The 26,159-nt window shown below is 71.6% G+C and carries 25 protein-coding genes and 1 pseudogene; 14 read left to right on the top strand and 12 right to left on the bottom strand.

Annotated elements, in window-relative coordinates:
* Window positions 1–14: 14 nt before the first annotated feature.
* From nuoL to AC5PYY_RS00610, 6 genes are all read left to right on the top strand, one after another.
* The gene (nuoL, locus tag AC5PYY_RS00635; protein ID WP_493899301.1) at window positions 15–1,979 is read left to right on the top strand and encodes an NADH-quinone oxidoreductase subunit L; all 1,965 of its coding nucleotides are present in this window, start codon (window positions 15–17) and stop codon (window positions 1,977–1,979) included.
* The gene (locus AC5PYY_RS00630) at window positions 1,979–3,535 is read left to right on the top strand and encodes an NADH-quinone oxidoreductase subunit M (protein WP_493897913.1); all 1,557 of its coding nucleotides are present in this window, start codon (window positions 1,979–1,981) and stop codon (window positions 3,533–3,535) included. The genes nuoL and AC5PYY_RS00630 overlap by 1 nt, the downstream gene beginning before the upstream one ends.
* Before the next feature lie 11 nt (window positions 3,536–3,546).
* Entirely contained in the window at window positions 3,547–5,076 is a 1,530-nt protein-coding gene (nuoN, locus tag AC5PYY_RS00625; RefSeq protein WP_493897912.1) for an NADH-quinone oxidoreductase subunit NuoN, read from the top strand.
* A complete protein-coding gene (locus tag AC5PYY_RS00620; RefSeq protein WP_493897911.1) occupies window positions 5,073–6,065 on the top strand; it encodes a polyprenyl synthetase family protein in 993 nt (330 codons plus the stop codon). The genes nuoN and AC5PYY_RS00620 overlap by 4 nt, the downstream gene beginning before the upstream one ends.
* Before the next feature lie 9 nt (window positions 6,066–6,074).
* Window positions 6,075–6,785, top strand: a complete 711-nt coding sequence (locus tag AC5PYY_RS00615; protein ID WP_493897910.1) for a response regulator — start codon at window positions 6,075–6,077, stop codon at window positions 6,783–6,785.
* A 91-nt stretch (window positions 6,786–6,876) separates the two neighbouring features.
* Window positions 6,877–7,413 carry a hypothetical protein gene (locus AC5PYY_RS00610; RefSeq protein WP_493897909.1) on the top strand — a complete coding sequence of 179 codons (537 nt, stop codon included), beginning with the start codon at window positions 6,877–6,879 and terminating at the stop codon, window positions 7,411–7,413.
* Window positions 7,414–7,452: 39 nt separating this feature from the next.
* Here AC5PYY_RS00610 and AC5PYY_RS00605 read toward each other — a convergent pair whose 3' ends face one another.
* Together AC5PYY_RS00605 and AC5PYY_RS00600 are read right to left on the bottom strand one after the other, a co-directional pair.
* Complete coding sequence (locus tag AC5PYY_RS00605; RefSeq protein ID WP_493897908.1) at window positions 7,453–8,088, bottom strand: sensor histidine kinase; 636 nt, start codon at window positions 8,086–8,088, stop codon at window positions 7,453–7,455.
* A 97-nt stretch (window positions 8,089–8,185) separates the two neighbouring features.
* Window positions 8,186–8,731: a PhoX family protein gene (locus tag AC5PYY_RS00600; RefSeq protein WP_493899300.1), complete on the bottom strand. Its 546-nt coding sequence runs from the start codon at window positions 8,729–8,731 to the stop codon at window positions 8,186–8,188.
* Between the two features lie 74 nt (window positions 8,732–8,805).
* On the opposite strand from AC5PYY_RS00600, the pseudogene AC5PYY_RS00595 reads away from it, so the two are divergent.
* Window positions 8,806–9,159: pseudogene (locus AC5PYY_RS00595) on the top strand (PhoX family protein); the annotation flags it as partial.
* On the opposite strand, the gene AC5PYY_RS00590 reads toward AC5PYY_RS00595, so the two are convergent.
* Window positions 9,135–9,749 (bottom strand): PhoX family protein, encoded by a 615-nt coding sequence (locus tag AC5PYY_RS00590; protein ID WP_493899299.1) that lies wholly within the window; start codon window positions 9,747–9,749, stop codon window positions 9,135–9,137. The pseudogene AC5PYY_RS00595 and the gene AC5PYY_RS00590 overlap by 25 nt on opposite strands.
* Window positions 9,750–10,225: 476 nt before the next feature.
* Between AC5PYY_RS00590 and AC5PYY_RS00585 the strand changes: the two genes are divergently transcribed.
* On the top strand, window positions 10,226–11,221 hold the full coding sequence (locus AC5PYY_RS00585) for a hypothetical protein (RefSeq protein ID WP_493897907.1): 996 nt from the start codon (window positions 10,226–10,228) through the stop codon (window positions 11,219–11,221).
* On the opposite strand, the gene AC5PYY_RS00580 is transcribed toward AC5PYY_RS00585, so the two are convergent.
* The 5 genes from AC5PYY_RS00580 to AC5PYY_RS00560 all read right to left on the bottom strand — a co-directional run bounded on the left by AC5PYY_RS00580 (window position 11,191) and on the right by AC5PYY_RS00560 (window position 19,252).
* Window positions 11,191–14,070, bottom strand: a complete 2,880-nt coding sequence (locus tag AC5PYY_RS00580) for an MMPL family transporter (protein ID WP_493897906.1) — start codon at window positions 14,068–14,070, stop codon at window positions 11,191–11,193. The genes AC5PYY_RS00585 and AC5PYY_RS00580 overlap by 31 nt on opposite strands.
* Window positions 14,071–14,093: 23 nt before the next feature.
* The gene (locus tag AC5PYY_RS00575) at window positions 14,094–14,768 is read right to left on the bottom strand and encodes a TetR/AcrR family transcriptional regulator (protein WP_493897905.1); all 675 of its coding nucleotides are present in this window, start codon (window positions 14,766–14,768) and stop codon (window positions 14,094–14,096) included.
* A gap of 289 nt (window positions 14,769–15,057) precedes the next feature.
* Window positions 15,058–16,128 carry an EamA family transporter RarD gene (gene rarD, locus AC5PYY_RS00570; protein ID WP_493897904.1) on the bottom strand — a complete coding sequence of 357 codons (1,071 nt, stop codon included), beginning with the start codon at window positions 16,126–16,128 and terminating at the stop codon, window positions 15,058–15,060.
* Between the two features lie 17 nt (window positions 16,129–16,145).
* A complete protein-coding gene (locus AC5PYY_RS00565) occupies window positions 16,146–17,360 on the bottom strand; it encodes a 2-oxoacid:ferredoxin oxidoreductase subunit beta (protein WP_493897903.1) in 1,215 nt (404 codons plus the stop codon).
* Window positions 17,357–19,252, bottom strand: a complete 1,896-nt coding sequence (locus AC5PYY_RS00560; RefSeq protein WP_493897902.1) for a 2-oxoacid:acceptor oxidoreductase subunit alpha — start codon at window positions 19,250–19,252, stop codon at window positions 17,357–17,359. Before AC5PYY_RS00560 ends, AC5PYY_RS00565 begins: the two co-directional genes overlap by 4 nt.
* Before the next feature lie 59 nt (window positions 19,253–19,311).
* Between AC5PYY_RS00560 and AC5PYY_RS00555 the strand changes: the two genes are divergently transcribed.
* Complete coding sequence (locus tag AC5PYY_RS00555; protein ID WP_493897901.1) at window positions 19,312–19,503, top strand: hypothetical protein; 192 nt, start codon at window positions 19,312–19,314, stop codon at window positions 19,501–19,503.
* An 8-nt stretch (window positions 19,504–19,511) separates the two neighbouring features.
* Here the strand turns inward: AC5PYY_RS00555 and AC5PYY_RS00550 are convergent, their stop codons facing one another.
* Window positions 19,512–19,832, bottom strand: coding sequence for a TraR/DksA family transcriptional regulator (locus AC5PYY_RS00550; RefSeq protein ID WP_493897900.1), 321 nt, complete (start codon window positions 19,830–19,832; stop codon window positions 19,512–19,514).
* Between the two features lie 159 nt (window positions 19,833–19,991).
* Window positions 19,992–20,498, bottom strand: a complete 507-nt coding sequence (locus AC5PYY_RS00545) for a low molecular weight protein-tyrosine-phosphatase (RefSeq protein WP_493897899.1) — start codon at window positions 20,496–20,498, stop codon at window positions 19,992–19,994.
* A gap of 172 nt (window positions 20,499–20,670) precedes the next feature.
* Here AC5PYY_RS00545 and AC5PYY_RS00540 point away from each other — a divergent pair, with 172 nt between their 5' ends.
* The 5 genes from AC5PYY_RS00540 to AC5PYY_RS00520 all read left to right on the top strand — a co-directional run bounded on the left by AC5PYY_RS00540 (window position 20,671) and on the right by AC5PYY_RS00520 (window position 24,662).
* A complete protein-coding gene (locus AC5PYY_RS00540; protein WP_493897898.1) occupies window positions 20,671–21,423 on the top strand; it encodes a fructosamine kinase family protein in 753 nt (250 codons plus the stop codon).
* Between the two features lie 98 nt (window positions 21,424–21,521).
* Window positions 21,522–23,015: a serine hydrolase gene (locus AC5PYY_RS00535; RefSeq protein WP_493897897.1), complete on the top strand. Its 1,494-nt coding sequence runs from the start codon at window positions 21,522–21,524 to the stop codon at window positions 23,013–23,015.
* Window positions 23,016–23,025: 10 nt separating this feature from the next.
* Window positions 23,026–23,382, top strand: coding sequence for an NADH-quinone oxidoreductase subunit A (locus tag AC5PYY_RS00530; RefSeq protein ID WP_010146337.1), 357 nt, complete (start codon window positions 23,026–23,028; stop codon window positions 23,380–23,382).
* A 1-nt stretch (window position 23,383) separates the two neighbouring features.
* Complete coding sequence (locus tag AC5PYY_RS00525; RefSeq protein ID WP_493897896.1) at window positions 23,384–23,995, top strand: NADH-quinone oxidoreductase subunit B; 612 nt, start codon at window positions 23,384–23,386, stop codon at window positions 23,993–23,995.
* 22 nt (window positions 23,996–24,017) lie between these two features.
* On the top strand, window positions 24,018–24,662 hold the full coding sequence (locus tag AC5PYY_RS00520; protein WP_493897895.1) for an NADH-quinone oxidoreductase subunit C: 645 nt from the start codon (window positions 24,018–24,020) through the stop codon (window positions 24,660–24,662).
* Between the two features lie 150 nt (window positions 24,663–24,812).
* Here AC5PYY_RS00520 and AC5PYY_RS00515 read toward each other — a convergent pair whose 3' ends face one another.
* Together AC5PYY_RS00515 and AC5PYY_RS00510 are read right to left on the bottom strand one after the other, a co-directional pair.
* Complete coding sequence (locus AC5PYY_RS00515) at window positions 24,813–25,295, bottom strand: GNAT family acetyltransferase (protein ID WP_493897894.1); 483 nt, start codon at window positions 25,293–25,295, stop codon at window positions 24,813–24,815.
* A 25-nt stretch (window positions 25,296–25,320) separates the two neighbouring features.
* Window positions 25,321–26,157, bottom strand: coding sequence for a DUF4097 family beta strand repeat-containing protein (locus AC5PYY_RS00510; protein ID WP_493897893.1), 837 nt, complete (start codon window positions 26,155–26,157; stop codon window positions 25,321–25,323).
* Window positions 26,158–26,159: the final 2 nt, after the last annotated feature.

Raw genomic sequence — 26,159 nt, 5'->3', positions numbered from 1 at the left:
CGCCCCTCGTGTCTGTGCTCGACCTGAGTCACGGGCTGGCTTCGGCCAGTCTGGCGCTCGCCGACCCCAGCGCCGTGCGCGCCACCGAGGCCGGCGGCATCGCCGGGGTCGGCTGGCTGCTCGTCGCCCTGCCGCTCGTCGGCGCAGCCCTGCTGCTGCTCGGCGGCCGCCGCACCGACAGCTTCGGGCCGGCCCTGGCCACCGCGCTGTCCTGGGGCAGCTTCGCCGTCGGTGTCGCGATCATCGTCCAGCTGGCCGGGATGCCCGCCGAGGAGCGGGCCCTGTCCGTCCCGCTCTGGGACTGGGTGAGCGTCGGCGACCTGTCGCTCTCCGCCGGTCTGCTGCTGGACCCGCTGTCGCTGGCCTTCGTCATGCTCATCACCTTCGTCGGCAGCCTGATCCACGTCTACTCCCTGGGCTACATGAGCCACGACCCGGACAAGCGCCGGTTCTTCGCCTACCTCAACCTCTTCGTGGCGGCGATGCTCATCCTGGTGCTCGCCGACTCCTACCTGCTGCTCTTCGTCGGCTGGGAGGGCGTGGGCCTGGCGTCATACCTGCTCATCGGCTTCTGGAACTGGAACCCGGAGTATGCCTCCGCCGCCAACAAGGCCTTCGTGGTCAACCGTGTCGGTGACGTCGGGCTCATCACCGCGATGGCGCTCATGCTCGCCACCTTCGGGGCGCTCGACTTCGCGACCGTCCACGGCAACGCCGCGGGAGCCAGCGACCTCACGCTGACCCTCATCGGCCTGGCCCTGCTGCTCGGCGCCTGCGGCAAGTCGGCGCAGTTCCCGCTGCAGAGCTGGCTCGGCGACGCGATGGCCGGCCCCACGCCGGTGTCCGCCCTTATCCACGCGGCCACCATGGTCACGGCGGGCGTCTACCTCATCGCGCGGAGCCAGGCGATCTACGACCTCACCCCGGACGCGCGGTTGGTGGTCGCCGTCGTCGGCGCGATCACGCTGCTCTACGGTGCGATCGTCGGCTGCGCCAAGGACGACATCAAGAAGGCCCTCGCCGCCTCCACGATGAGCCAGATCGGCTACATGATGCTGGCCGTCGGTCTGGGGCCGGTGGGTTATCTCTACGCGATCTTCCACCTCGTGACGCACGGCTTCTTCAAGGCCAACATGTTCCTCGGTGCCGGCTCGGTCATGCACGCCATGAACAACCGGGTCGACATGCGCCGCTTCGGCGCGCTGCGCACCGACATCAAGATCACCTTCCTCACCTTCGCGGCGGGCTGGCTGGCCATCATCGGCTTCCCGTTCACGGCCGGGTGGTACTCCAAGGACCACATCATCGAGACCGCCCTGGCCGAGCCCGGCTGGCGCGGCTGGGTCTTCGGCGGCGTGGCGCTGATCGGCGCGGGGATCACCGCCTACTACATGTCCCGGCTGTTCTTCATGACCTTCTTCGGCAAGGCCCGCTGGCACGAGGACGACCACCCGCACGAGTCGCCCCTGGTGATGACCGTGCCGATGATGGTGCTGGCGCTGGGCTCGCTCGTCCTCGGTGCGGTGCTCTACCCGACCGGGATCATCACCGACTGGCTGGAGCCGGTCTTCGGCCACGCCGAGCACGGTGAGCCACTCATCCCGCTGCTCGGGATCCAGATCCTGGTCTTCGTGCTCATGCTCGCGGGTGTCGGTCTTGCCTGGATGCAGTACGGCCCGCGCGCGGACGTGCCGCAGACCGCGCCCGAGGCCGGTCTGCTCACGACGGCCGCGCGCCGCGACCTCTTCCAGGACGACGTCAACGACGCGCTCGTCACCGGGCCGACGATGGCCCTGGTCGACACGATGGTCGACGGTGACAAGACCCTGGTCGAGGGTGCCGTCACCGGCGGCACGACCTCGACCCTGACCGGGGTGTCCGGTCTGCTGCGGCGCGCCCAGAACGGCTTCGTCCGCTCGTATGCCCTGACGATGCTCCTGGGCGTCGTCGCCATCCTCGGTGCCGTGTGGGTGATGTGATGAGTTTTCCCTGGTTGACCACCCTCCTCGTGCTGCCGCTGGTCGGCGCGCTCGTGGTGTCCCTGCTGCCCAAGGAGAGCGGCCTGGTGCGCCCGGTCGCGCTCGGCACCGCCCTGCTGACCCTCGCGGTGGGCATCGGAGCAGCGACGCAGTACCAGCTCGGCGGCGGCACCGCGGCCGAGCCGTACCAGCTCACCGAGGTCTACTCCTGGATCCCGCAGTTCGGCGTCTCCTACGCCCTCGGCGTCGACGGCATCTCGCTGTCGATGATCCTGCTCGGCCTGGTCCTGGTGCCGATCTGCATCGTCGCCGCGTGGGACGACGTGCCCGCCGTGGGACGCCGGCAGAACGCCTACTTCGCGCTCATGCTGGCCCTCGCCTCGATGATGGTCGGCGTCTTCGCCGCCATCGACGTCTTCCTCTTCTACGTCTTCTTCGAGGCCATGCTCATCCCGGTGTACTTCCTCATCGGGGTCTTCGGCGGCACCCGCCGGGCGAAGGCGGCCACCACCTTCCTGCTCTACTCCCTGGCCGGCGGGCTGATCATGCTCGTGGCGGTCATCGGCGTCTACCTCGCCGGTCCCCGCGGCACCGACGGCTTCCTGCTCACCAACCTGGCGGGCACGGACCTGTCGGTGGAGGCGGGCCGCTGGCTCTTCCTCGGCTTCTTCATCGCCTTCGCGATCAAGGCCCCGATGTGGCCGGTGCACACCTGGCTGCCGCTCGCCGCCGAGCAGGCCCGGCCCGCCACGTCGGTGCTTCTGGTCGGCGTGCTCGACAAGGTCGGCACCTACGGCATGATCCGGTTCTGCCTGACCCTCTTCCCCGAGGCGAGCCAGTGGGCCACCCCCGCCATCCTGGCGCTGGCCCTCATCTCGCTCTTCGTCGGAGCCTTCCTGGCGATCGGGCAGACCGACATGCTCCGGCTCATCTCCTACACCTCGATCAGCCACTTCGGCTTCATCGTGCTGGGGATCTTCGCCTTCACCACGGTCAGCCAGACCGGCGCGACCCTCTACATGGTCAACCACGGATTCACCACCGCCGGGTTGTTCCTCGTCGCCGGGATGTTCATCGCCCGCCGGGGCTCGCGCGACCTGCGGGACTTCGGCGGCTGGCAGCGGGTCACCCCGCTGGTGGCCGGGTCGCTGCTCGTGGCGGGCCTGTCCGGGCTGGCGCTGCCGGGCCTCAACAGCTTCGTGAGCGAGTTCCTCGTCATCGTCGGGACGTTCGGTCGCCACCCCTGGCTGGCGGTCATCTCCGCGATCGGCGTGATCCTCGCCGCGGTCTACATCCTGGTGATGTACCAGAAGGTCGCCACCGGGCCGAAGCCCGAGGGCCCCGAGGTCGAGGGCATCGCCGACATGACCGGGCGGGAGAAGTGGGTGGTCGCGCCGCTCATCGCCGCCTTCCTCGTCCTCGGGTTCTATCCCAAGCCGGTCCTCGACCTGCTGGAGCCCGCCGTGGAGCAGACCATGCAGTCGGTCGGTGTCGCCGACCCCGCCCCCGTGGTTGACACCACCGCTGACCACTCGACCGAAGGGAGTGACCACTGATGGGTGGCTCCATGTTCGTCGCGCCGGACCTCAACTACACGGCCCTGCTGCCGATGATCATCGTCTTCGTCGGTGGTCTGGTCGGCGTCACGGTGGAGGGTTTCGCCTCCCGCCGCACCCGGTATGCCGTGCAGGTGCCCCTCTCGGTGGCCACCCTGGCGCTGGCGTTGCTCGCGCTCGTGCTGCTCGGGCAGGACAACCAGGGCGTCACCGGTGCCGGCACCCTCGCTCTCGACGGCGTGGCGCTGGTCCTCCAGGGGCTGGTGCTGCTGTTGTCCATCCTCGGGCTGCTCGTCATGAGCGAGCGCTTCGGCGGCCAGCAGCCGGACGCCTTCACCCAGTCCGGCGTCTCCACGCCCGGTTCGGCGGAGGAGACCCTGGCGGCCAAGGTCGGCGCCACGACGACCGAGGTCTACCCGCTCACGCTGTTCTCGGTCGGCGGCATGATGCTCTTCGTCGCCGCCAACGACCTGCTGCTGCTCTTCGTGGCGCTGGAGATCCTGTCGCTGCCGCTCTACATCCTGTGCGGCCTGGCCCGGCGTCGGCGGCTGCTGTCGCAGGAGGCGTCGCTGAAGTACTTCCTGCTCGGGAGCTTCTCCTCGGCCTTCTACCTCTTCGGCGCGGTCCTGCTCTACGGCTACGCCGGATCGATGCGCTTCGGCGACATCGCCGCGGCGATCGGCACCAACGTCGGGATGGACGGCCTGCTCGTGCCGGGCGTGCTGCTCGTTGCGGTCGGGCTGCTCTTCAAGGTCGGCGCCGTGCCCTTCCACGCCTGGACCCCGGACGTCTACCAGGGCGCTCCCACCCCGGTGACCGGTTTCATGGCGGCCTGCACCAAGGTGGCGGCCTTCGGGGCGATGCTGCGGGTCCTCTACGTCGCGGTCGAGGGCGCGCGGCTGGAGTGGCAGCCGGTCATCGCGGTCGTCGCCGCGCTGTCGATGGTCGTGGGTGCCCTGCTCGCGATCGTGCAGACCGACGTCAAGCGGATCCTGGCCTACTCCTCGATCGCGCACGCCGGGTTCATCCTCACCGGTGTCGTCGCGCTGGACGTCGCCGGGATCTCCAGCACCGTCTTCTACCTCGCGACCTACGGCTTCATGACGATCCCCGCCTTCGCCATCGTCGCCCTGGTCCGCTCCTCGGGCACCGAGGCCACCATGGTCGACCAGTGGTCCGGCCTGGGCCGGCGCTCGCCGTGGGTGGCCGCGTGCTTCACCTTCCTGCTCATGGCCTTCGCGGGGATCCCGCTGACCTCGGGCTTCACCGGCAAGTTCGCGGTGTTCTCGGCCGCGGTCAGCCAGGGATGGGCCTGGCTGGCGGTGATCGGCGTCCTCGCCAGTGCCGTGACGGCCTACATCTACTTCAAGCTGGTCGTCCTGATGTGGCTCGGTGACTCCACCGCCGACACCCTGGTCGCCCGCCCGTCGTGGATGACCTCGGCCGCGATCCTCGTGGGTGTCGCCGTCACCCTCGCCCTCGGCGTCATGCCGTCACCGGTGCTCGACCTGGCGCAGAGCACAGCGGCCTTCCTGCGGTGAGCGCCACGACCATCCCCGGTGCCGACGAGCAGCTCACCGCCCGCGTGGGGGCGGGTATGACGCAGGTCGAGGCGCGCCTGGAGGAGGTCGTCGACCACGAGGACCCGTTCATCGCCGAGGCCAACCTGCACCTGACGCGGGCCGGCGGCAAGCGCTTCCGCCCGTTGCTGACCCTGCTCACCAGCGAGGTGGGCACCGGCTGGGACGCGCGGGTGGTCGACGCCGCCGTCGGCGTCGAGCTGACCCACCAGGCCTCGCTCTACCACGACGACGTGATGGACGAGGCGCAGCTGCGCCGGGGGGCGCCCAGCGCCAACGCGCGCTACGGCAACTCGACCGCGATCCTTGTGGGCGACCTGCTCTTCGGCACCGCCTCGTCGGTGGTGGCCGGGCTGGGCGCCGAGGCGGTGAAGATCCAGGCGGACACCTTTGTGCGGCTCTGCGCGGGGCAGATCAGGGACGACCGCCAGGCCGAGCTGCCCCGCGGGGAGGCGGTCGAGGCCTACCTGTCCATCCTGGCCGACAAGACCGGGTCGCTCATCGGCACGGCGGCGCGCTATGGCGCCATGTTCGGTGACTGCGACGAGGCGACCGTGCGCACGCTGACCGCCTACGGCGAGAAGCTCGGGATCGTCTTCCAGCTCGCGGACGACCTGCTCGACGTGGCCTCGGAGGCCCTGGAGTCCGGGAAGACGCCCGGGGCCGACCTCCGGGAGGGCAAGACGACCCTGCCCGTGCTCTACGCCCGGGCCAGCCACGACCCGGCCGACGCCCGCCTGATGGCGCTGACGGACGGGCCGCTCGAGGACCCGGACGAGCTCGAGGAGGCGCTGGACCTGCTCCGCGCCCACCCGGCCATGCGCCAGGCGCGGGAGCACACGGCGCGAGTGGCCGACGAGGCGCGGGCGCTGCTGGACGACCTGACCCCGTCGGCGGCGGTCGACGCCCTGCGGGCGCTGGTCGACGAGGTCGCCCAGCGTTCCGCCTGAGTGTCGGCGATGACGGAGGCGGGCGACGCGCAGGGGTCGGCAGAGCCGTCGCCACCGACCTGCATCGACGTCTACCTGCTGGACGACCACGAGCTGGTGCGTCGAGGACTGCGCGACCTGCTCTCGGCCGAGCCGGACATCAGGGTCGTCGGCGAGAGCGGGTCGGCCGCGTCCGCGGTGGAGCAGATCCTGCGCATCCGACCGCACGTGGCGGTGCTCGACGGGCGCCTCCCGGACGGGTCGGGCATCGAGGTGTGCCGTGAGATCCGGGCCACCGATCCCGCCATCCGTGCCCTCATCCTCACCAGCTACGACGACGACCAGGCGCTCTTCGCCGCCATCATGGCCGGGGCGGACGGCTACGTCCTCAAGCAGATCACCGGCACCGACCTGGTCGACGGGATCCGTGCGGTGGCTGCAGGGCGCTCGCTGCTGGACCCCTCCCTCGTGAGCCGCGTCATGCAGCGCGTCCGCGAGGGTGAGGCACGGGTGAGCGCGCTGGGCCGACTCACCGACCAGGAGCGCCGCATCCTGCTCCACATCGCCGAGGGCATGACCAACCGGCAGATCGGCCAGGCGATGTCGCTGGCGGAGAAGACGGTGAAGAACTACGTCTCCTCGGTGCTGGCCAAGCTGGGGCTGGAGCGGCGCACCCAGGCCGCGGTGCTCGGGGCGCGCCTGCTCGACGACCGGGGCGGGCGGGACCAAGGTCCCTCCTGATCCGGGACTCGTGGCTCTACCACGCGGCGTCGTAGTTTGCCATCCTGAAGGTGTCCGAAAAACCGAGCACCTCTCGAAGGAGACGCTTTCGATGACTGCCGTTCCCGTCCACGACACCGCGCCGGTCGCCAGCACGGCGCAGGAGACCAGGCTGCCCCGCCTCGGCGGGTTCATGCTCGGTCTGATGCGCCTGGCCTTCGGTTTCTACTTCCTCTGGGCCTTCCTCGACAAGACCTTCGGCCTGGGCTACGCCACCCCCTCGGACCGCGCCTGGATCTCCGGCGGCAGCCCGACCACGGGCTACCTGTCCGGTGTCGAGGGTCCGCTGGCGGGCTTCTACCAGGGCATGGCCGGCAACGTCTTCATCGACTGGCTCTTCATGCTGGGTCTGCTCGGCATCGGCCTCACCCTCATGACGGGGATGGGCGCCCGCGTCGGAGCCCTCTGCGGCGCGCTCATGTACCTGTTCATGTACGGTGCGGCGATCCCCACGACGACCAACCCGTTCCTGGACGACCACCTCACCGGGGCCCTCGTCATGCTGGTCATCGCGACGATCCCCGCCGCGTGGAGCTACCTGGGTCTCGGCGAGATGTGGCGCCGGGTCGCCCCCGAGGTGCTGCGCTGACGGGAGCAGCCACCTTCACCGCAGGTGCCGCCGCCCGGGTCACCCGGGCAGCGGCACCTGCCAGTGCAGGCAGGTTCCGTGCGGAGTGGTGCGGCGCAGCGTGACCGCGCCGCCGCGCTCGGCGGCCCGGGCCCGGACGTTGGCCAGGCCGCTCTCGACGGCGTCGGGCTCGATCCCGACGCCGTCGTCACGCACGCTGAGCGACAGCACGCCCGACCGGGCCTCCGCCGTCACCTGCACCGCGGTCGCCCGGGCGTGCCGAGCGACGTTGGAGAGCGCCTCGCGCACCACCATGAGGGTCTGGGTGTGCAGGTCGTCGTCGCCGACCGAGTCCAGGGGCCCGTGCAGCCGCACCGTGGGGGCATACCCGAGGGTCGGCGCGTAGGACTCGGCGAGCGCGCGCAGGTCGGCCCGGAACGAGGTGCGGCCCGGCTGGTGCCGCAGCTCGAAGATGGTGGCCCGGATGTCGCGGATGGTCTGGTCCAGCTCCTGGGCCGCGTCCTCCAGGGCCGCTCGCACCGCGGTGTCGTCCGAGCGACGCGCGGTGGACTGCAGGCCCAGGCCGAGGGCGAAGAGCCGCTGGATGACCAGGTCGTGCAGGTCTCGGGCGATCCGGTCACGGTCCTCCAGCAGCAGGAGCAGCTCGTGCTCGGGCCCCTCGGACGCGTCTGCCACGCCCTCACCCTACCGGCGCCACCACCCTGAATTCGACCACCCGGATCGTCGCCCTGGCGACGATCCGGGTGGGAGAATTCTGCGGTCAGGCGAGGGCTCAGGCGCCGTCGCGGCGACGGCCTCGCTTGGCAGCGCCCGGGTCGGTGAGGTAGGCCTGGATCACGCCGGGGCGGGGCTGGCCGTCGCCCAGGTACGGGAACTGGCTGACCACGTTGGTCGGCGAGGCGCCGTCGACCTCGCCCGGGTGCTGCACGCAGACCAGGACCGAGCGCTCGTCCCAGTGCACGACCGGGCCGCAGGTCTCTGCCCCGACCGGCACCGACAGGAACTGCCGCACCCGCCCGCGCTGCTCGCCCTCCAGCGGCATGAGGAAGAGGCCGTCGCACGCCGCGATCGTGCCCGGCTGCCCGTCGGTGGAGATCCACAGGTTGCCGGCCGAGTCGAAGGTGACGTTGTCCGGGCACGAGATCGGGCTGACCAGGCTTGTGTCGAAGCCGTAGAAGTAGGTGCTCGGGTCGTCCGGCGTGCCGGCGACGAGGACGATCTTCCAGGTGAAGGTCAGCGCGGCGGCGTCGTCGCCGGCCTCGGTCAGCTCGATGATGTGGCCGAACTTGTTGTTGGCGCGCGGGTTGGCCTCGTCGATCTGTGTGGGGGCGCGCCGCGTGTTGTTGGTGAGCGCGGCATAACGCCACCGGCGCCGACGACAGCGATGGCGCCCTGGCCCGCTACGGCATCACCAGCGGCGGCCGCGGCTGGGAGCGGGCGGACGAGCGGTTCCTGGTCGCCGACCACCCGAACGAGGTGAACCGCTTCGGCTGGATCGTCGAGGTCGACCCGGACGACCCGGACTCCACGCCCGTCAAGCACACCGCACTCGGCCGGTTCAAGCACGAGGGTGCCACGATCCGGCTCGCCGAGGATGGTCGCGCCGTCGCCTACATGGGCGACGACGAGCGCTTCGACTACATGTACAAGTTCGTGTCGAAGGACCGCTACTCCAGGCGCGACAAGGCGCACAACATGCGGCTGCTGTCCGAGGGCGACCTCTACGTCGCGAAGTTCGTCGGCGACGGCCTCGTGAAGTACTGGTTGAAGTTCTCCTCGCCCGACAGGATCGTCCCCCAGGGGGTGTCTCCTCCGGCGCAGTTGTTGAGCGTGCCCAGGACGGTCCGCCCGGCGGGGTCGGCGGCCGTCCGCAGCATCGGGGAGCCGGCGGCCGGACCGTCCACCGTGAAGGGGGTATGCGTGTGGATGCGCCGGTTGCGGGCGCCGTCCGTGAGGTAGGAGTAGGGCGTCTTCGGACCTCGGCGCTCGACCTCGACGATGGTCATGCCGTGCGCCGCCATGATGATCTCGAGCTGCTCCACGGTGAGGTCGCCCGCCGACGTGTAGTCGCGGAACATGAGGTTGTCGTTGGTGTACTCGTTGTTGAAGACGAGCAGGCCGTAGCTGGTGCTGGTGTTGCGGCCGTTGCCCCGGGTGAGGTGAAGATAGTCGCAGTTGTAGCCGGCCTGGCGCCGCTGCTTCTCCGGCGTCTGGGCGTCGAAGTCGAACTCCGCGGTGTCGCTCCACAGCGGGTCGCCCCAGCTGATGATCGGCGCCCAGTCATAGCCGTCGGGGACGATCACGTCGTCGACGTCGGCCGGGGTCGCGGGGATCATCCCGAACTCGTCCAGGCCCCGGGTGTCGGCCGCGGCCGGGGTCGCGTCGGCGTAGGCGACCGCGACGGCGGCGAAGGTGCCCGCGGCGCCGGCCTGCAGGAACCGGCGGCGGGAGAGCACCGAGGTGGCGATGTCGCCGAAGTAGGTGTTGTCGCTGGTGTTGGGCACCGGCTGGGCGCACTGGTTCCCGCAGCGGTACTCGCAGGTCTGTGCGCTGCGGTTGGTCACGTGGGCCGCAGCGGTGAGCAGCGGCAGCAGGCTGCGGCGGGCGGTGGGCGTGCTCATGGGATCCTCCGAGTCGGGCGAGCAGGAGCGGAGGTCTCGCCATCTCGACCCCCGTACCTTCCCGAACCTATGCCGCGCCCCCGCTTCGGCGGTCGACCGCGAAGTGAAGGTGCGACGTCGATCAGGTGACGGACGGGGGTCCGGGACTCACGGCATACCCTGGTCCTCCCGAGTGACGAGAGGAACGAGACGTGAGACGTGCCCTGGCCGGAGTGTGGGCGATCCTCCCTCTGGCGCTCCTGCTGCTGCTCGTGGCCGCGCTCCCGGCGCCCGAGCGGGTGCCGACGCACTGGACGGGGCGCACGCCGGACGGCTGGAGCAGCGGCCCCGGCTTCACGTCGGCGATCCTGACCACGACCGCGGTCTGCGCGGTGCTCGCCGCCCTGACCTCCGTGCTCCAGCGCATGGTCCCGCCGGCCTGGGGGCGGTGGATCCTGACCGTGGCCGCCGCCGTCGGGTGGTGCGCGGTGCTCGTGTATGCCGTGACCGTCTGGCGGGTGGGGGTGGACGGCCCGGACCAGGTGCGCGAGTGGTGGGCGCTGCTCGCGATCGTCGGGGGGCTCGCGGCGGGTGCGGTCGGCTATCTCCTGCACGGACGCCGTCGCCCCACCCGCGAGGACCTGGATGACCTGGTGCCGGAGCGCTCGCGGGTGCAGCCGATCCGGGGCGCGGCGGTGCGCCCGGTGGCCCTCTGGGAGACGGTGGTGTCCTCGACCACGCTGCGCGTCGTGGGGTGGGGGTTGATCGGGCTCTTCGTCGTGGCCTGCCTCGCGATCGCCTGGGTGGGGGAGAGCTGGACCCTGGTCCTCCTGCTGGCCGTCACCGGCCTGGGCTCGGGGGCACTCGCCCTGGCCTGGTCCTCCGTGGTCGTGCAGGTCGACGCCGACCGGTTGCTGGTCCGCGGTCGGACGGTGCCGCTGCCCGTCACCACGGTGCCCGTCGAGGAGATCGCCGGCGCCGACGTGCAGGACCTGGACCCGATGCGGTGGGGCGGGATCGGGCTGCGCATCCTGCCGGACCGTACGGCCTACATCGCGGGGCCCGGGGGCCCGGGGCTCGTGGTCTACCGACGCGACGGGCGCCGGCTCGCGCTCCAGATCACCGAGGGTGAGCAGGTGGCGCGGGCCGGCGCCCGGACGGTGCTGCAGGCCGCAGGTCAGCGGCGCGGGGAGGACCCGGCCTCCTGAGCCCTGGGCCGGTTCTCGTCGCCTGCGCCGGCGTCGCCGTCCTGCGTGCCCGACGTGGTGTCGGGACCGGTCTGGGCGGCGGTGCCGCCGTCGGTGTCGGCACGCTCGCCCGTCTCGTCGTACCCGAGGCTGCGCTCGAGCTGGGCGCCCTCCACGTCGACGTCGGGGAGCAGCCGGTCCAGCCAGCGCGGGAGCCACCACGCCTTCTCACCCAGGAGGGAGAGCACTGCCGGCGTGAGTGTCATGCGCACGAGGAAGGCGTCGACCAGCACACCGGCCGCGAGCCCCAGGCCGATCGGCCGGACCATCGTCAGGTGCGCCCAGACGAAGCCCGCGAAGACCGAGACCATGATGATCGCGGCCGCCGTGACGACGCGTGCACTGGCGTTGAAGCCGGTGACCACGGCGGTGCGGGCATCCTTGCCGTGCACGTGCTCCTCGCGCATCGACGACACGAGGAAGACCTGGTAGTCCATGGCCAGCCCGAAGAGGATCCCGATGAGCAGGATGGGGAGGAAGGACAGGATCGGGCCGGCCTCGTTGACCCCGAAGAAGCCTGAGGCGAAGCCGAGCTGGTAGACGCCGACCACGACGCCGAACGCGGCGGCCACGCTGAGCAGGAAGCCTCCTGTGGCCAGCAGCGGCACGAGGATGGACCGGAAGACGAGCAGCAGCAGGATGATGGAGAGCCCCACGACGACCACGAGGTAGATGGGCAGGGCGTCGGCCAGCTGCTCGGAGATGTCGATGTTGGCCACCGTCTGCCCGGTGAGGCCGAGCGTGGCGTCGTGGGCGTCACCGATCTCGCCGGTCACTGCTCCGAGCCGGTCGACCAGCGCCTCGGTGGAGGGCTCGGCCGGCCCCCCCTCGGGCTGCACGCGGAAGGCGAGCACGTCCCGGTCGTCGTTGACACCAGTCGGCAGGACCTGCACGACACCCTCGACAGCGCCGAGGTCTTCGGCCAGGTCGGACTGCATGGTGAGCAGCGGGGTGTCTCCCTCGGCGACCGGCTCGTCGAGCTCGGCCACCACGAGGATCGGCCCGTTGGCGCCGGCGCCGAACTCGTCGCGGACCGTGTCGTAGGTCGTGTAGGCCGTGGAGCCGGCCGGCTCGCTGCTGCCGTCCGGCAGCCCCAGCCGCAGCTGGGCGGTGGGCCAGCCGAGTCCCGCGACGATGGCCAGCACCGCGACGATGGCGAGCCAGGGCCGCCGCTGGACCAGGGCACCCCAGCCCCGGGAGGTGTCGGCCGCACGGGCCGACTCCTCCTCGGGCGACCGCTGGTGGGCCTCGTGCTTGCCGGCGGTGGAACGGTCCTTGGCGGGGAGCACCCGCTCACCGATGAGGGAGAGCATGGCCGGGGTGAGGGTGATCGCCACGAGCACCGCGATCGCCACGGTGGCCGCCGCCACCAGACCCATGATCCCGAGGAAGGGGGTGCCGGTCAGGGTGAGCGCGACGAGCGCGATGATCACGGTGAGGCCGGCGAAGGTCACGGCGTTGCCGGAGGTGCCGACCGCGAGCGCGATCGACTCCCGCAGCGGCATACCGTGGCGCAGCTGCTGCCGGTGCCGGTTGATGAGGAAGAGGGAGTAGTCGATCCCGACCGCGAGGCCCAACATGAGGGCCAGGACCGGGGTGATCGACTGCAGGTCGACCCACTGCGAGAGGGCGAGGGCCCCGGTCAGACCGACGCCGACGCCGACCAGCGCCATGAGGATCGGCAGGCCGGCGGCGACGAGGCTGCCGAGCATGACGATGAGCACGACCGCGGCGATGACCAGGCCGATGATCTCGCCCGGGCCCAGGAGGCTGGACAGGTCGTCGGTGATCTCCTTGGAGAAGTCCACGGTGAGGCCGAGCTCGTCGGTCTCGAGGCCGTTGCCCGTCTCCTGGATCGCCTCGGTGATCTCCGGCGGGATGAAGCCTTCGGTGTCGGCCACCGAGACCTGGGTCAGCGCGACCGTGCCGGCCTCGTTGACCACCCGGAAGCCGTCGGTGAGCTCGGCGGCGCGGCGGGCGGCCGCGAGGTCCTCCTCACCCTGCGCCAGCTCGGCCTCGCCCTCCTCGAGCTCGGCGGCGCTCTCCTCGAGCTGGGTCTCGCCCTCGGAGATCTCGCTCTCGCCCGCCTCCAACTGCTCACGGTTCGCGTCGATCTCCGCCTGGGCGGCGTCGAGCTGCTCGCGACCCGCGTCGAGCTCGGCCTGGCCGGCCGCGATCTCGGCGCGCGCCTGCTCCTCCGCCTGCGGCGGCACCTGACCGGCGGCGACGCCGGCCTCGAGCTGCTCCAGCTGGGCGTCGAGCTCGGCCTGCCCTGCCTCGAGCTGGCTGCGCTGGGCGTCGAGCTCGGCCTGGCCGTCCTCGAGCTGGGCGCGACCGTCCTCGAGCTCGGCTCGTGCCTGCTCCAGGTCCTCACGGCCCTGCTCGAGCTGGGCGCGACCGTCCTCCAGCTGGGTTCGCCCGTCGGCCAGCTCGGACTCGCCGTCGCTGATCTGATCCTCGGCGGAGTCCAGCTGCGCCTGCGCCTCGAAGGGGTCGGTGGAGGTGACGCCGTCCAGCGTCTCCCACTTCTCGACGGCATCCGCCACCGCCTCCTCCTGGGCGGCGGTGAACGGCTCGTCGCTGCGGATGACGACGGTCCCGGTGGTGCCCGCCGCTTCCGGGATCTCCTCCTGGAGCGTCTCCAGGACGGCCTCGAACCGGCTGCCGGGGATGGAGAACTCGTTGGAGAGCGGCTTGGCCAGGGTGGCCATGCCGGTCACGGTCAGGGCGAGCACGGCGGCCCAGATGGCGATGACGCCGAGCCGGTGCCGGGCGCACCAGCGCCCGAGTCGGTGCAGAAGGGTAGCCACGAAGGGTCCTCTCGGGGAGAAGGTCAGCGGGGTTCGGAGCGCCACCCCGAGGCCAGCAGGCCCAGGGCGCGGTCCAGGTGGTCGTGGAAGGCGCTGGTGTCGGCGGCGCTGCCTGGTTCGGGGCGCGCGGGATCCTCGACCCAGGCCTCCTCGGCCGCCTGGAAGCAGCTCATGACGGAGGAGGCCAGGGTCGCGACGAAGAGCGGGTCGGCGTCCGGGCGGAGGGTATACAGCTGCTCGCGCAACCAGGCCGCCATGTCGGCCCAGACGGTCCGCTCGAGGAGGACGTGGCCGGCTTCCGCCGACTGGTGGCAGTTGAGGTCGTCGAGCCACCCGATGAAGTCGGCCGGGATCCCGCCGGACCGCACCAGCCGGCGCAGCGCGGCGACCGGGTCGGTGACGAGCTGCTCCGGGTCGAGCTCGGCGACCATGCCTGCGGCGTGCTCGGCGAAGACGTCGCTGAGGACGGCGCTGATGCTCCCGAAGTAGTTGAAGAAGGTGCGCCGGGAGATGCCGGCACGCTCGGCGAGCTGCTCGACGGTGATGTCCTCGGCCGGCACCTCGGCGACCAGCTCACGCAGGGCGCCCACGATGGCGTCGCGGGTCCGAGCCTTGTTGAGCTCCCGCCGACCCGGAGGGGTGGTCTCGGCGGACGCGGCCTGCTCGACCGCAGGTGAGGGAGAGTTTCGCGGTGGCACGACCACGAGCATACCGAAATGTGCACACCGTGCAAACTTGCACGATGTGCATCTGCCCACCGAGCGTCGCGCATGGTTGCTCTCAGCCCGACTGGCCGCACGGTATGTCGTGACTGGCCGCGCAGTTTGCTGTGACTGGCCGCACGGTTTGCTGTGACCGACCGCACGGTAGGCGCAGGGCACGCCATCTCGCGCGGCCAGTCACGACATATGGCGCGGCCAGTCACGCCATCTCGCGCGGCCAGTCACGACATATGGCGAGGCCAGTCACGGCATACCGCGCGGCCAGTCAGCAGGGGGCGGGGTCGGCCAGGTCGGGGCGGTCGTGCTCGGGGTCGTGGCGGTCGCCGCGGTGATCCCGGTCGCCGCGATCGCCGCGGTGATCCCGGTCGTCGCGGTGATCCTGGTTATTGCGGTGATCGCGGTCGTCCCGGTTCGGGGGACCGCGACGGGAGCGGCGGCTGCGGCGCACCTGGGTGACCAGGTCGGCCGAGAGCACGACGAGCGCCACCCAGACCAGGCCGAAGCCGACCCACCGGGAGGCGGGCACCGTCTCCCCGAGCAGCAGCACGCCGCAGAGCAGCTGGAGGAAGGGGGTGAGGAACTGCAGCAGCCCGACCGTCGACAGGGGCACCCGGCTCGCGGCGGCGGCGAAGAGCAGCAGCGGCACCGCGGTCGCCACCCCGGTCGAGACGAGCAGTGCGGTATGCAGTGCGCCGTGCCCGCCCCACGTGGTCGCGTCGGTGCGCGCCAGCCACCACAGGATGAGGACGGCGACCGGCAGGATCGCCAGGCTCTCGCCCATGAGCGAGCGCAGCGCGGAGAGCGAGACTCCGAGCCGGTTCTTGAGCAGGCTGTAGAGCGCGAACGAGCAGGCCAGCGCGAAGCTGATCCACGGCGGCGAGCCGTAGTCGATCGTGAGGTAGACCGCCGCCACGGCGCCGATGACCACCGCGGCCCACTGCAGGGGGCGCAGCCGCTCGCGCAGGATCACCACCCCGAGGGCGACCGTCACCAGCGGGTTGAGGAAGTAGCCGAGCGCGGCCTCCGTGACGTGGCCGGACAGCACGGCATACGTGTAGATCCCCCAGTTGGTCGCGATGAGCCCACCGGCGACACCGACGCCGACCAGCCGGCGCGGCGTGCGCGCCAGTTCCAGCATCCACCGCAGGTCGCGGCGGATGAGCAGGATCAGCCCGCACAGCACCAGGGTCCACACGATCCGGTGCGCCACGATCTCCCACGGCCCGGCGGGCCGGAGGGTGGCGAAGTAGAGCGGGAAGATCCCCCAGAGGAGGTAGGCGAGGAAGCCGTAGGCGGTGCCCTGCTGACGCCGCCGCGCCGCCTCCTCCTCCGTCACTCAGCGGAGTCTACGCATCACTCCTCGAAGGCCTCGTCACCCTCCTCGACCAACGCCTCGCCGGCTGCGGGGATGGGCCCCTCGGTGGTCTCGCCCTCGAGCGTCTGCTCCACCTCGCCCGGCCGGGTGCCGTCGACGGTCCAGGTGTCGCGACCCCGCAGCAGGACGTCCAGCCGCGCCGCTGCCTCGGCGCCCGCGGCGGGTGCGTCAGCGGACGCCGCGGCCACCTGCTCGCGGACGCTGTCGTCGTAGGTCGGCCGCTCCACCTGCCGGAAGATGCCCATGGGCACGGTCTGCATGCTGGGGTCGTCGAGGCGGGAGAGCGCGAAGGCCGGGGTCGGGTCGGGGTCGGCCGGGTCGTGGACGACCACCGTCTGGTCGGCCGGCACGTCCCGCTCCGGTATGACGTGCAGCCGGCCCGCGGTGTCGCGGGCGACGACCTTGGCCTCGTCGCTGCCCTCGGCCCCGATGCGCACCGGCTCACCGGCGCGCAGGTGCGCCACCCGCCCGGTCGCCTCGTCGCGGTCCTTGAGCAGCTGGAAGGCACCGTCGTTGAAGATGGGGCAGTTCTGGTAGATCTCGACCAGCGAGGTCCCGCGGTGGGCCGCGGCGGCCTTGAGCACCTCGGTGAGGTGCGCCCGGTCGGAGTCCATGGTCCGCGCGACGAACGTCGCCTCGGAGCCGAGCGCCAGCGACACCGGGTTGAAGGGGTGGTCGACCGACCCCGCCGGGGTGGACTTGGTCACCGCCCCGACGTCGGAGGTGGGGGAGTACTGCCCCTTGGTCAGGCCGTAGATCTTGTTGTTGAACAGCAGGATCGTGAGGTTGACGTTGCGCCGCATCGCGTGGATGAGGTGGTTGCCGCCGATCGACAGCGCGTCGCCGTCACCCGTCACCACCCACACCGACAGGTCCTCACGGGCGGTGGCGAGGCCGGTCGCGATCGCCGGGGCACGCCCGTGGATGGAGTGCATCCCGTAGGTGTCGAGGTAGTAGGGGAACCGGCTCGAGCAGCCGATGCCGGAGACGAAGACGATGTTCTCCCGGCGCAGGCCCAGGTCGGGCAGGAAGCCCTGCACCGCCGCGAGCACGGCGTAGTCGCCGCAGCCCGGGCACCAGCGCACCTCCTGGTCGGAGGTGAAGTCCTTCTTCGTCTGCTTCTCGCCCTCGGCGAGGGTGGGCACGCCATCGGTGCCGAGCCGGCTCGGGAGGCCGAGGTCGGTGGTGGTCATGCGTTCACCTCCTCGGACTGGACCTCCAAGAGGTTCTCGTGGATCACCTGCGCCAGCTCGCCCGCCGAGAAGGGCAGGCCGCGGACCGCGGTGTGGCTGCGGACGTCGACGAGGTAGCGGCCGCGGAGCAGCAGCGCCAGCTGGCCGAGGTTCATCTCGGGCAGGACGACGCGGTCGTAGCGACGCAGGACCTCGCCCAGATCGGCGGGGAACGGGTTGAGGTGGCGCAGGTGCGCCCGGGCGACCTTGGCGCCAGTCGCACGCACCAGCCGGGTCGCCGAAGCGATCGGCCCGTAGGTCGAGCCCCAGCCCAGGATGAGCACGCGCGCCTCACCGCTGGGGTCGTCCACCTCCAGCGGGGGTATGGAGTCCGCGATCGCCTCGATCTTGAGCTGGCGCAACCGGACCATCCGGTCGTGGTTGGCGGGGTCGTAGGAGATGTTGCCGGTGACGTCGGCCTTCTCGATGCCGCCGATCCGGTGCTCCAGGCCCGGCGTCCCGGGCACGGCCCACGGCCGCGCCAGGGTGGTCTCGTCGCGCAGGTAGGGGTGGAAGACCGGCTGGCCCTTCTCGTCGGTGGCGTTGGGCTCGGTGGCGTGCGTGACCGTGAGGTCCGGGAGGTCTGCCGCCGTCGGGATCTGCCACGGCTCGGAGCCGTTGCCCAGGTAGCCGTCGGACAGCAGGATGACCGGGGTGCGGTAGGTCGTCGCGATCCGGACCGCCTCCAGGGCCGCGTCGAAGCAGTCGGTCGGTGACTGGGCGGCGACCACGGCGACCGGCGACTCGCCGTTGCGGCCGTGCAGGGCCTGCAGCAGGTCGGCCTGCTCGGTCTTGGTGGGCAGGCCGGTGGACGGCCCGCCGCGCTGGATGTCGATGACGAGCAGCGGCAGCTCGGTGGCCACGGCCAGCCCGATCGTCTCCGACTTCAGGGCCAGGCCGGGGCCCGAGGTCGTCGTCACGCCGAGGGCGCCGCCGAAGCTGGCGCCGAGCGCCATACCGACCGCGGCGATCTCGTCCTCGGCCTGCAGCGTGGTGACCCCGTGCGCCTTGAGCGCGGAGAGCTGGTGGAGCACGTCGGAGGCCGGCGTGATGGGGTAGGAGCCCAGCACCAGCGGCAACCGGGTGCGTTGCGCCGAGGCCACCAACCCCAGGGCCAGCGCCTGGTTGCCGGTGATGGTGCGGTAGGTGCCGGGCGTCATCGGGGCCGGCGCCACCTGGTAGCGCACGGCGAAGTCCTCGGTGGTCTCGCCGTAGGCGTGGCCGGTGCGCAGCGCGGTGAGGTTGGCCTCGAGGATCTCCGGGGCGGCGGAGAACTTCGCCCGGAGGAAGGCCTCGGTCGACTCGGTGTCGCGGGAGTAGAGCCAGGACAGCAGCCCCAGCGCCAGCATGTTCTTGGCGCGCTCCTTCTCCTTGCGCGTCAGCCCCTCGATGTCCGCGAGCGCCTCGACCGTCATCGAGGTCAGCGGCAACGCGTGCACGTGATATCCCGCGTCGGCGAGCGAGTCGTCCTCGAGCGGGCTCACGGCATACCCGACCTTGGCCAGGTTGCGCTTGGTGAACTCGTCGGCGTTGACGATGATGGTCGCGCCACGCGGGAGGTCGGGCAGGTTCGCCTTGAGCGCGGCCGGGTTCATCGCGACCAAGACGTCGGGCGCGTCACCGGGCGTGGCGATGTCGTGGTCGGCGAAGTGCACCTGGAACGAGCTGACGCCCGGCAGGGTCCCTTGAGGCGCGCGGATCTCGGCCGGGAAGTTGGGCAGCGTCGACAGGTCGTTGCCGAGCGCCGCCGTGTCGGAGGTGAAGCGGTCGCCGGTGAGCTGCATACCGTCGCCGGAGTCCCCCGCGAAACGGATGACGACGCGCTGGAGCTGGTGGAGTGGAGTAGCAGACATGTCAATAGACAAGGTTACTCTCCCCTAAAGGTGGTGTTTGACGGACTACGCTGGCCGGCATGGGGCAGTCGCTCACCGCGTCGTCGCCGGGGATCCGCGTGCATGCTGTCGTGCTCTGGGATGCCGTGGCGACGGACGCCGACGAGGTGGGGATGCTCACGGCCGAGGTCAGCCGGCTGGAGGACCAGCACGCGCAGGTGGATGCCGAGGCCGAGCTGAGTCAGCTCATGGCCGTCGTCAGGGAGGAGTGACCCGGTGCTCAGCCGTGGCGGACACACGTCGTGGCCCACGGCCGGGCCTCGAGCCGGCCCTCCGGGATGACGTCGCCGCACACCCGGCAGCGGCCGTAGCTGCCGTCGTCGATCGCGGCCAGCGCCGCCCGGACCTCGTCCAGCAGGCTCGAGAGGGTGTCGTGCGCCGAGACCGCGGTGAGTCGGTCGACGGCCATGGCGGTGCCGTCCCCCACCCGCTTGCCGAAGGAGATGCTCCCCTGGTCCTGCTGCGGCCGGGTAAGGGTCTCCATCTGTTCGACGATGTCGGCCTCCTTGGCCTGCAGCGTCGCGCGTGCCTGCTCGTGCATCGATCCAGCATCGCACGCCCAGGCTGCCCCGGGCCGCACCCCACGACTGCAGCCCGCCCTCGGAGTGTGGTCGGCCTAGCACGACCTGCATCGGGAATTATGGCGATGAAGGTCGTGCTAGCCCGACCGCGGTCTCACGGGGGCCGGGCTCGGGGCCCGCTAGCGCACCGTGCGCCGGGCGGCGACGATCTCGTCCACCCGGCCGTCCTGGATAGCGGCGACCAGCCCGGCCACCGCGTCCTCGAGCTGGTCGTACATCGCGACGTAGGCCTCGCGCGGCATACCCCACGGATCGGGGACGTCCCGCACGCCCTCGTCGGCGTCGCTCGCGAAGGCGCCGAGGCGGACGACCTTGGCCTCGTCCTGCGGGGTGCGGGCCAGGGCCAGCAGGTCGTCCTCGTTGGAGGAGTCCATCGCCAGGACGACATCCGCGCGGTCGAAGTCGCCGGCCTCGAACTGCGCACCCCGGCTGGTGAAGGCATACCCCCGGCTCTCGCCCTCGGCCACCGACTGCGGGTGCGGGCGCTCGCCGACGTGGTAGTCGGCGGTGCCGGCCGAGCTGACCGTGACGTCGCTTCGCCCGGCTTCCTCGAGTGCGCGGATCAGGATCGCCTCCGCGGCGGGGGAGCGGCAGATGTTGCCCAGGCAGACCGTCATGAGGTGCATGGGGCCAGCCTCTCAGGCCCGACCGGCGATTTCGACCACACCTTGTCCTGCCATGGCGACACTCCGGGTGGTCGAAATCCTCTGGGGCTCCCCGAATTCGACCACGGCAACTCGTGTCATGGCGACACCTCGGGTGGTCGAATTCGACGGTCGGGCCTGAGAGGCTGGGGCGATGGCGATGTCGCAGGCCGAGCCCTTCACCAAGACCCGCGCGGGCGCCCCGCCGCTGTTCTTCGACCGGGAGGCGCTGGGGCTGTGGACCCTGGCTGCTGCCGGGGCCAGGGTGCCGCAGGTCCGCGCGGTCAACGACGCAGGCATCACGATCGACCGCGTCCCCACCGGGGGTACCCGGACCGCCGCCTCGGAGGAGGCCTTCGGCCGCGAGCTCGCTGCACTGCACCGAACCACGGGGCGGCGTTACGGCTCCCTCGACGGTGAGCCCACGGCCTATCTCGGCGACTGCCCGGTCGACCTCACCGCGTGCGACACGCTCGCCGAGTCCTGGCTGGAGCGCCGGGTGGTGCCGCTCACCCGCCTGGCCGTGCACCGCGGCCAGCTCGACGCCTCGGCGCTCGCCGACGCCGAAGCCCTCCTGGCGCGTCCCGACGCCCTCGGCCCCCTCGAGCCGCCCACCCTCGTCCACGGGGATCTCTGGGCGGGCAACCGGCTCGTCGACGACCACGGTCGCAGCTGGCTCATCGATCCGTGCGCGCACTACGCCCATCGCGAGGTCGACCTGGCGATGATGCAGCTCTTCGGGGGGTTCAGCGGGCGCGTCTACGCGGCCTACGTCGAGGACTTCCCGCTCGCCGACGGCTGGGAGGACCGGGTCGCCGCCTTCCAGACCGTGCCGCTGCTGGTGCACGTGCTGCTTTTCGGCGGAGGGTATGCCGTGCAGGCGGCCGACGCCCTCCGCCGCGCCTGAGCCGCCGGTCCCGGTCCGGGGCTGCTCCTCGGGCGGTGAGCCGTCGCCTCCCGCCTGGTCGCTCGTGCTGTGATAGTGGTGGACCAAGGAGGTGTGACGTGCGGCGGCCGTTCGTCGGGGTGCTCGTGACTTCCGTGCTGCTCGCCGGGTGCACGCGGGAGTACGACGACGACGTGGCCACCACCACGAGCCCACCCCTCGTCGTCGAGACCGCCACCCCGGACGACGCCTCGACCACGACCGCTCCCGCGGACGACGAGGCCGCGACGGCACCCGCCCCCGAGCCCTCCGAGGCCGTCGACCTCGCCGAGCAGCTCACCGACGACGACCTGCGCGCCCAGGTCGAGTGGGTGCTGGGACTGCTCGAGCCCGGCGCCGAGGGCCCGACGGCCACGGACATCGCGAAGCGGTTGGCGCCCTCCTTCCTGGATCAGGTGACGCAGGTGGAGTTCGCCCGCGTCCTCACCCAGCTGCGGGAGCGCGGCCCCTATACCGTCACCGGCGCCGACCAGAGCCAGGGGGTGGGCCGGATCGCGTCCTTGTCGCTGGCCTCGAGCCAGCAGCCCGTGGTCCTCACCATCGGCCTGGACGAGGAGGGTCGCGTGCAGACCCTGCTCTTCCAGCCGGACACCTCCGGCGAGCCCCCGGACGTCGCCGGGTGGCCGCAGCTCGACACCGTCTACGACGAGCTCGGCGGGCAGACGCAGGTGGTCGTCGGGCGCGTCTCCGAGGGCGGCTGCGAGCTCGTGCACACCACGGCCGGGGTCGAGCCCGGTGGAGAGCCGGTCCCCAGCGGATCCGTCGTCAAGCTGCTGGTGCTCAGCGCCGTGGCCGACGCCGTGGCGGCCGGTGACCTGGCCTGGGACGACGAGCTGACCCTGACCGCCGAGCACACGAGCCTGCCGTCCGGCGTGCTGCAGGACCGCGAGCCCGGCTCGACCGTCACCGTGCGGGAGGCGGCCGGGCTCATGATCTCGATCAGCGACAACACCGCCACCGACCTCCTCGTCACCGCCGTCGGTCAGCCGACCCTGCGCGCGGCAGCGACCGAGGCGGGGGTGGACGCCACCCGGATCATGCCGGTCGCCACGACCCGGCAGTTCTTCCAGCTCGGCTGGCAGGTCGACACGGAGGTGCGCAACCGGTGGGCCGAGGCCGCGGTCCCCGAAACGCGGGAGGCGATCCTCGCCGACCTCCCGGAGGAGCTCGACCTGGATCCCGCCACGGTGACCGAGCCGCGGTGGGAGGTGGGCGTCGACTGGTTCCTCACCGGCGCCGAGATCTGCGGGCTGCACGCGCGGCTGCAGCAGCAAGCCAGGACCGAGCCAGGGTCGCCGGTGCGCGACATCCTGTCCGCCAACCCCGGTATCGGCCCCGTGGCGGGTGTGTCCTACCAGGCTTTCAAGGGCGGGTCGGCACCCGGCGTCCTGGCGTTCTCCTTCTATGTCGAGTCGGCGGCCGACTCCGACTCGAGCCCCGACACCGGCCGGGTCCTGGTCGTCCAGGTCCGGCGCGCCGACGAGATCGACGAGATGCGCGCGTCCACCATCACCGAGGCTGGCCTCCAGCTCCTGATGGACCCCGACGACTAGGCTGACCTCGATGTCCGACTACCTCGTCGTCGCGCTGGTCAGCCTCCTGGGGGTGGCCCTGGTCGCGGTCGCCTTCGGCGCCCGCCGACTGCTCGCGCCCAGCGATCCGACACCGGCGAAGGTCACGACCTACGAGTCGGGTGTGGACCCGGTCGGCTCCGGCTGGGAGCAGGGCAGCGTGCGCTACCTCGTGTATGCCCTGCTCTACGTCGTCTTCGCCGTCGACGCGGTCTATCTCTTCCCGTGGGCGCTGGTGATCCGCTCCGACCTCGGCGCGGCCAGCCTGGTCGAGATGGCGATCTTCATCGGGGTCCTCGTCGTCGCCCTGCTGCACGTGTGGCGGCGCGGCCTGCTGCGGTGGTGGTGACATGAGCGACCAGGCGAGCGGGCGGCATACCACCAGCCTGCCGACCCCGCGCCTCGGTGCGCCGGTGGAGAAGGCTCCCCGCGCGGTCCAGGTCGTGCTCAACTGGGGCCGGAAGTACTCCCTCTGGGTCTTCAACTTCGGACTCGCCTGCTGCGCCATCGAGTTCATCAGCGCCTCGATGGCGCGGCACGACTTCATCCGGCTGGGCGTCATCCCCTTCGCGCCCGGGCCGCGGCAGAGCGACCTCATGGTCGTCTCCGGCACCGTGACCGACAAGATGGCGCCCGCGATCCGGCGGCTCTACGACCAGATGCCGGAGCCGAAGTACGTCATCTCCTTCGGCGCCTGCTCCAACTCCGGCGGCCCCTACTGGGACAGCTACTGCGTCACCAAGGGCGTCGACCAGCTCATCCCGGTCGACGTCTACGTGCCGGGCTGCCCGCCCCGCCCGGAGGCGCTGCTGCACGGGATCGTCACGCTGCAGGACCAGATCGCCGCGGAGAAGCCGGGTCGGGCGCGGGCGCGCCACGGCTCGCGGTATGCCGATCGCAGCCAGGTCGTGAGCGCCGGCGAGGTCACCCGTGGTCTGGTGGCGCCGCCGGGACGGGGCTGAGGGGCCGCCTAGAGTGGCCGGCATGACAGCCGCCGAGGTCGCAGGAGGGCGCGGTCCTGCCGTCGACGACCGTCGGGTGCCCCCGGGGGAGTGGCACGAGGCGGTGCGCGCCGCCCGGGACGAGGGGTATGCCTTCTTCGACTGGCTCAGCGCCGTCGACGAGAGCGACGCCGAGGGGAGGGGCGCCGGGGTGGGCCCGGCGGACGGTGGTGCCGAGAGGCCCGGCCCGGGGATCGAGGTGGTCGCCCACCTTATCGACGTGAGCCACCACGGGCCGGGTGCGTTGCGCCGGGTGCTGCTGCGCACGCGGGTGTCCGTCGGTGGGTCGGTCGCCTCGGTGACCGACCTCTTCGCCGGCGCGGCGTGGCACGAGCGCGAGACGCACGAGATGTTCGGCCTCGGCTTCGAGGGCTTCGACGACGGCAGCGGTCTCGGTCTGCGCCCGCTGCTGCTGCCCGAGGGCTTCGACGGAACCCCGCTGCGCAAGGACTTCGTGCTCGCTGCACGCGCGTCCAAGCCGTGGCCGGGGGCGAAGGAGCCGGGGGAGGGGCCTGGTGGCCCTGAAGGAGGCGATGGCCCTGAGACGGGGGCGCCTGCCCGGCGGCGGCCCCGCAAGCGGCTGCTGCCCCCCGGCGTCCCGGACCCGTCCTGGGGTCCGCGCGAGTAGGACCGCGTTGCCCGACCACCCGTCAGCCCGGGGGCCACCTGTGCACGGTTCCTGAGCCGGTGCCTACGGCATAACGTGTGCACCGCTCACGCGAGCGTGCACAGGCGCAAGGGTGGGCCGGGGATCGGGGTCAGACGAGACCAGACGCGCTCAGCTCGACGCCTTCCCCGGGGCGGCGCCGCTGTCGGTGCGGTCGGCGCCGCGCTGCATCGCGCCGAGCTCCTCGTCGAAGAACTTGCCGAGCACGGTCGTCTCCTGCACGGCATACCCGAGCCGCTCGTAGAACGCGGCCGCGGCGGTGTTGGAGGTGCGGACCATGAGCTGCAGCTTGGGTATGCCGCGCCCACTCACCCACTCCTCGGCGGCGTCCATGAGCGCCCGGCCGAGGCCGGCGCCGCGGTGGCTCGGGGCGACGGCGAGGTAATAGACCCAGCCGCGGTGCCCGTCGTGGCCCACCATGACCGTCCCGACCAGATCCTCCTGCTCGCCCGCTGCCAGGACGGTCGACGACTCGGCGTCCAGGGCCCGCAGGAGGTCGGCGTGCGGGTCGTTCCACGGACGCGTGAGGCCGCACTCCTGCCACAGGAGCACGGCCTCATCGGCGCGGGAGCGCGGGAGCGGGGCGATCTGCATACCCCTATGGTGCCCGCGGCGGGGATCAGTGGCGGACGGTGATGTCGCCGGTGCCCGTGCGGACGCTGACGGTGAGGTGCTCCTGGCCCTGCTCCGGGGCGCCCACGCTGTCGATGTCGCGGCGGATCTGGCCGATGCCGCTGGACAGGTCGAGCCAGACGGGTATGCCGGCGGGCACGGCCACCTCGACGTCGCCGGTGCCCGTGCGCGCGGTGAACGATCCGTGCCGGTGGCTCGCCACGACGTCGCCGCTGCCGGTGGCGATGGTGGCGTCCTTGGCGTTCTCGACGAGCGAGATGTCACCGCTTCCGGTGCGGAGCTCGAGCGGGTGCTCGCCGGTGCACCGCTCGACGACGATGTCGCCGGAGCCGCTGCTGACCGCACCTCCCGCGAGCTGGTCCACCCGGATGTCGCCGGACCCGGTGGAGGCGCGCAGCCGGGTGCACTCCTCGACGGCGAGGTCGCCGGAGCCGGAGCGGACGGTGGTGGCGCCGCTTATGCCTTGCAGCACGATGTCGCCCCGCTTGGTGCTCGCGCTGACGTCGGAGCCGTGCGGGAGGTGCACCTCGATGTGGATCGACGCGTGCCCGGCGCCGAAGGAGAAGGATCCGAGCGAGAAGGCGAAGCCGCTTCCCCCGGCCGGGTCGAGGAGCGCGGGCACGTCGATGCCGACCCGGCCGCGGCGGCAGACCGCGGTGACCGGGGCGAAGTCGACGGGACGGGATGCCGAGAGGGTGACCTCTGCCGTGCCCTCCGGCGCGTCGAGGATGATCGCCACGTCACCGCTGTGGTTCTTGAGGTCGAGCGAGATGGTGCCGTCGTCGGTGAAGGAGTAGGTGCTGGTGCTCTGGGCGGTCTGCATGG

The sequence above is a fragment of the Serinicoccus sp. JS2-9 genome (genome assembly GCF_059025165.1).
The sequence above is the reverse complement of the archived record's forward strand: the minus strand, read 5'-3'. Positions and strand labels throughout refer to the sequence as shown.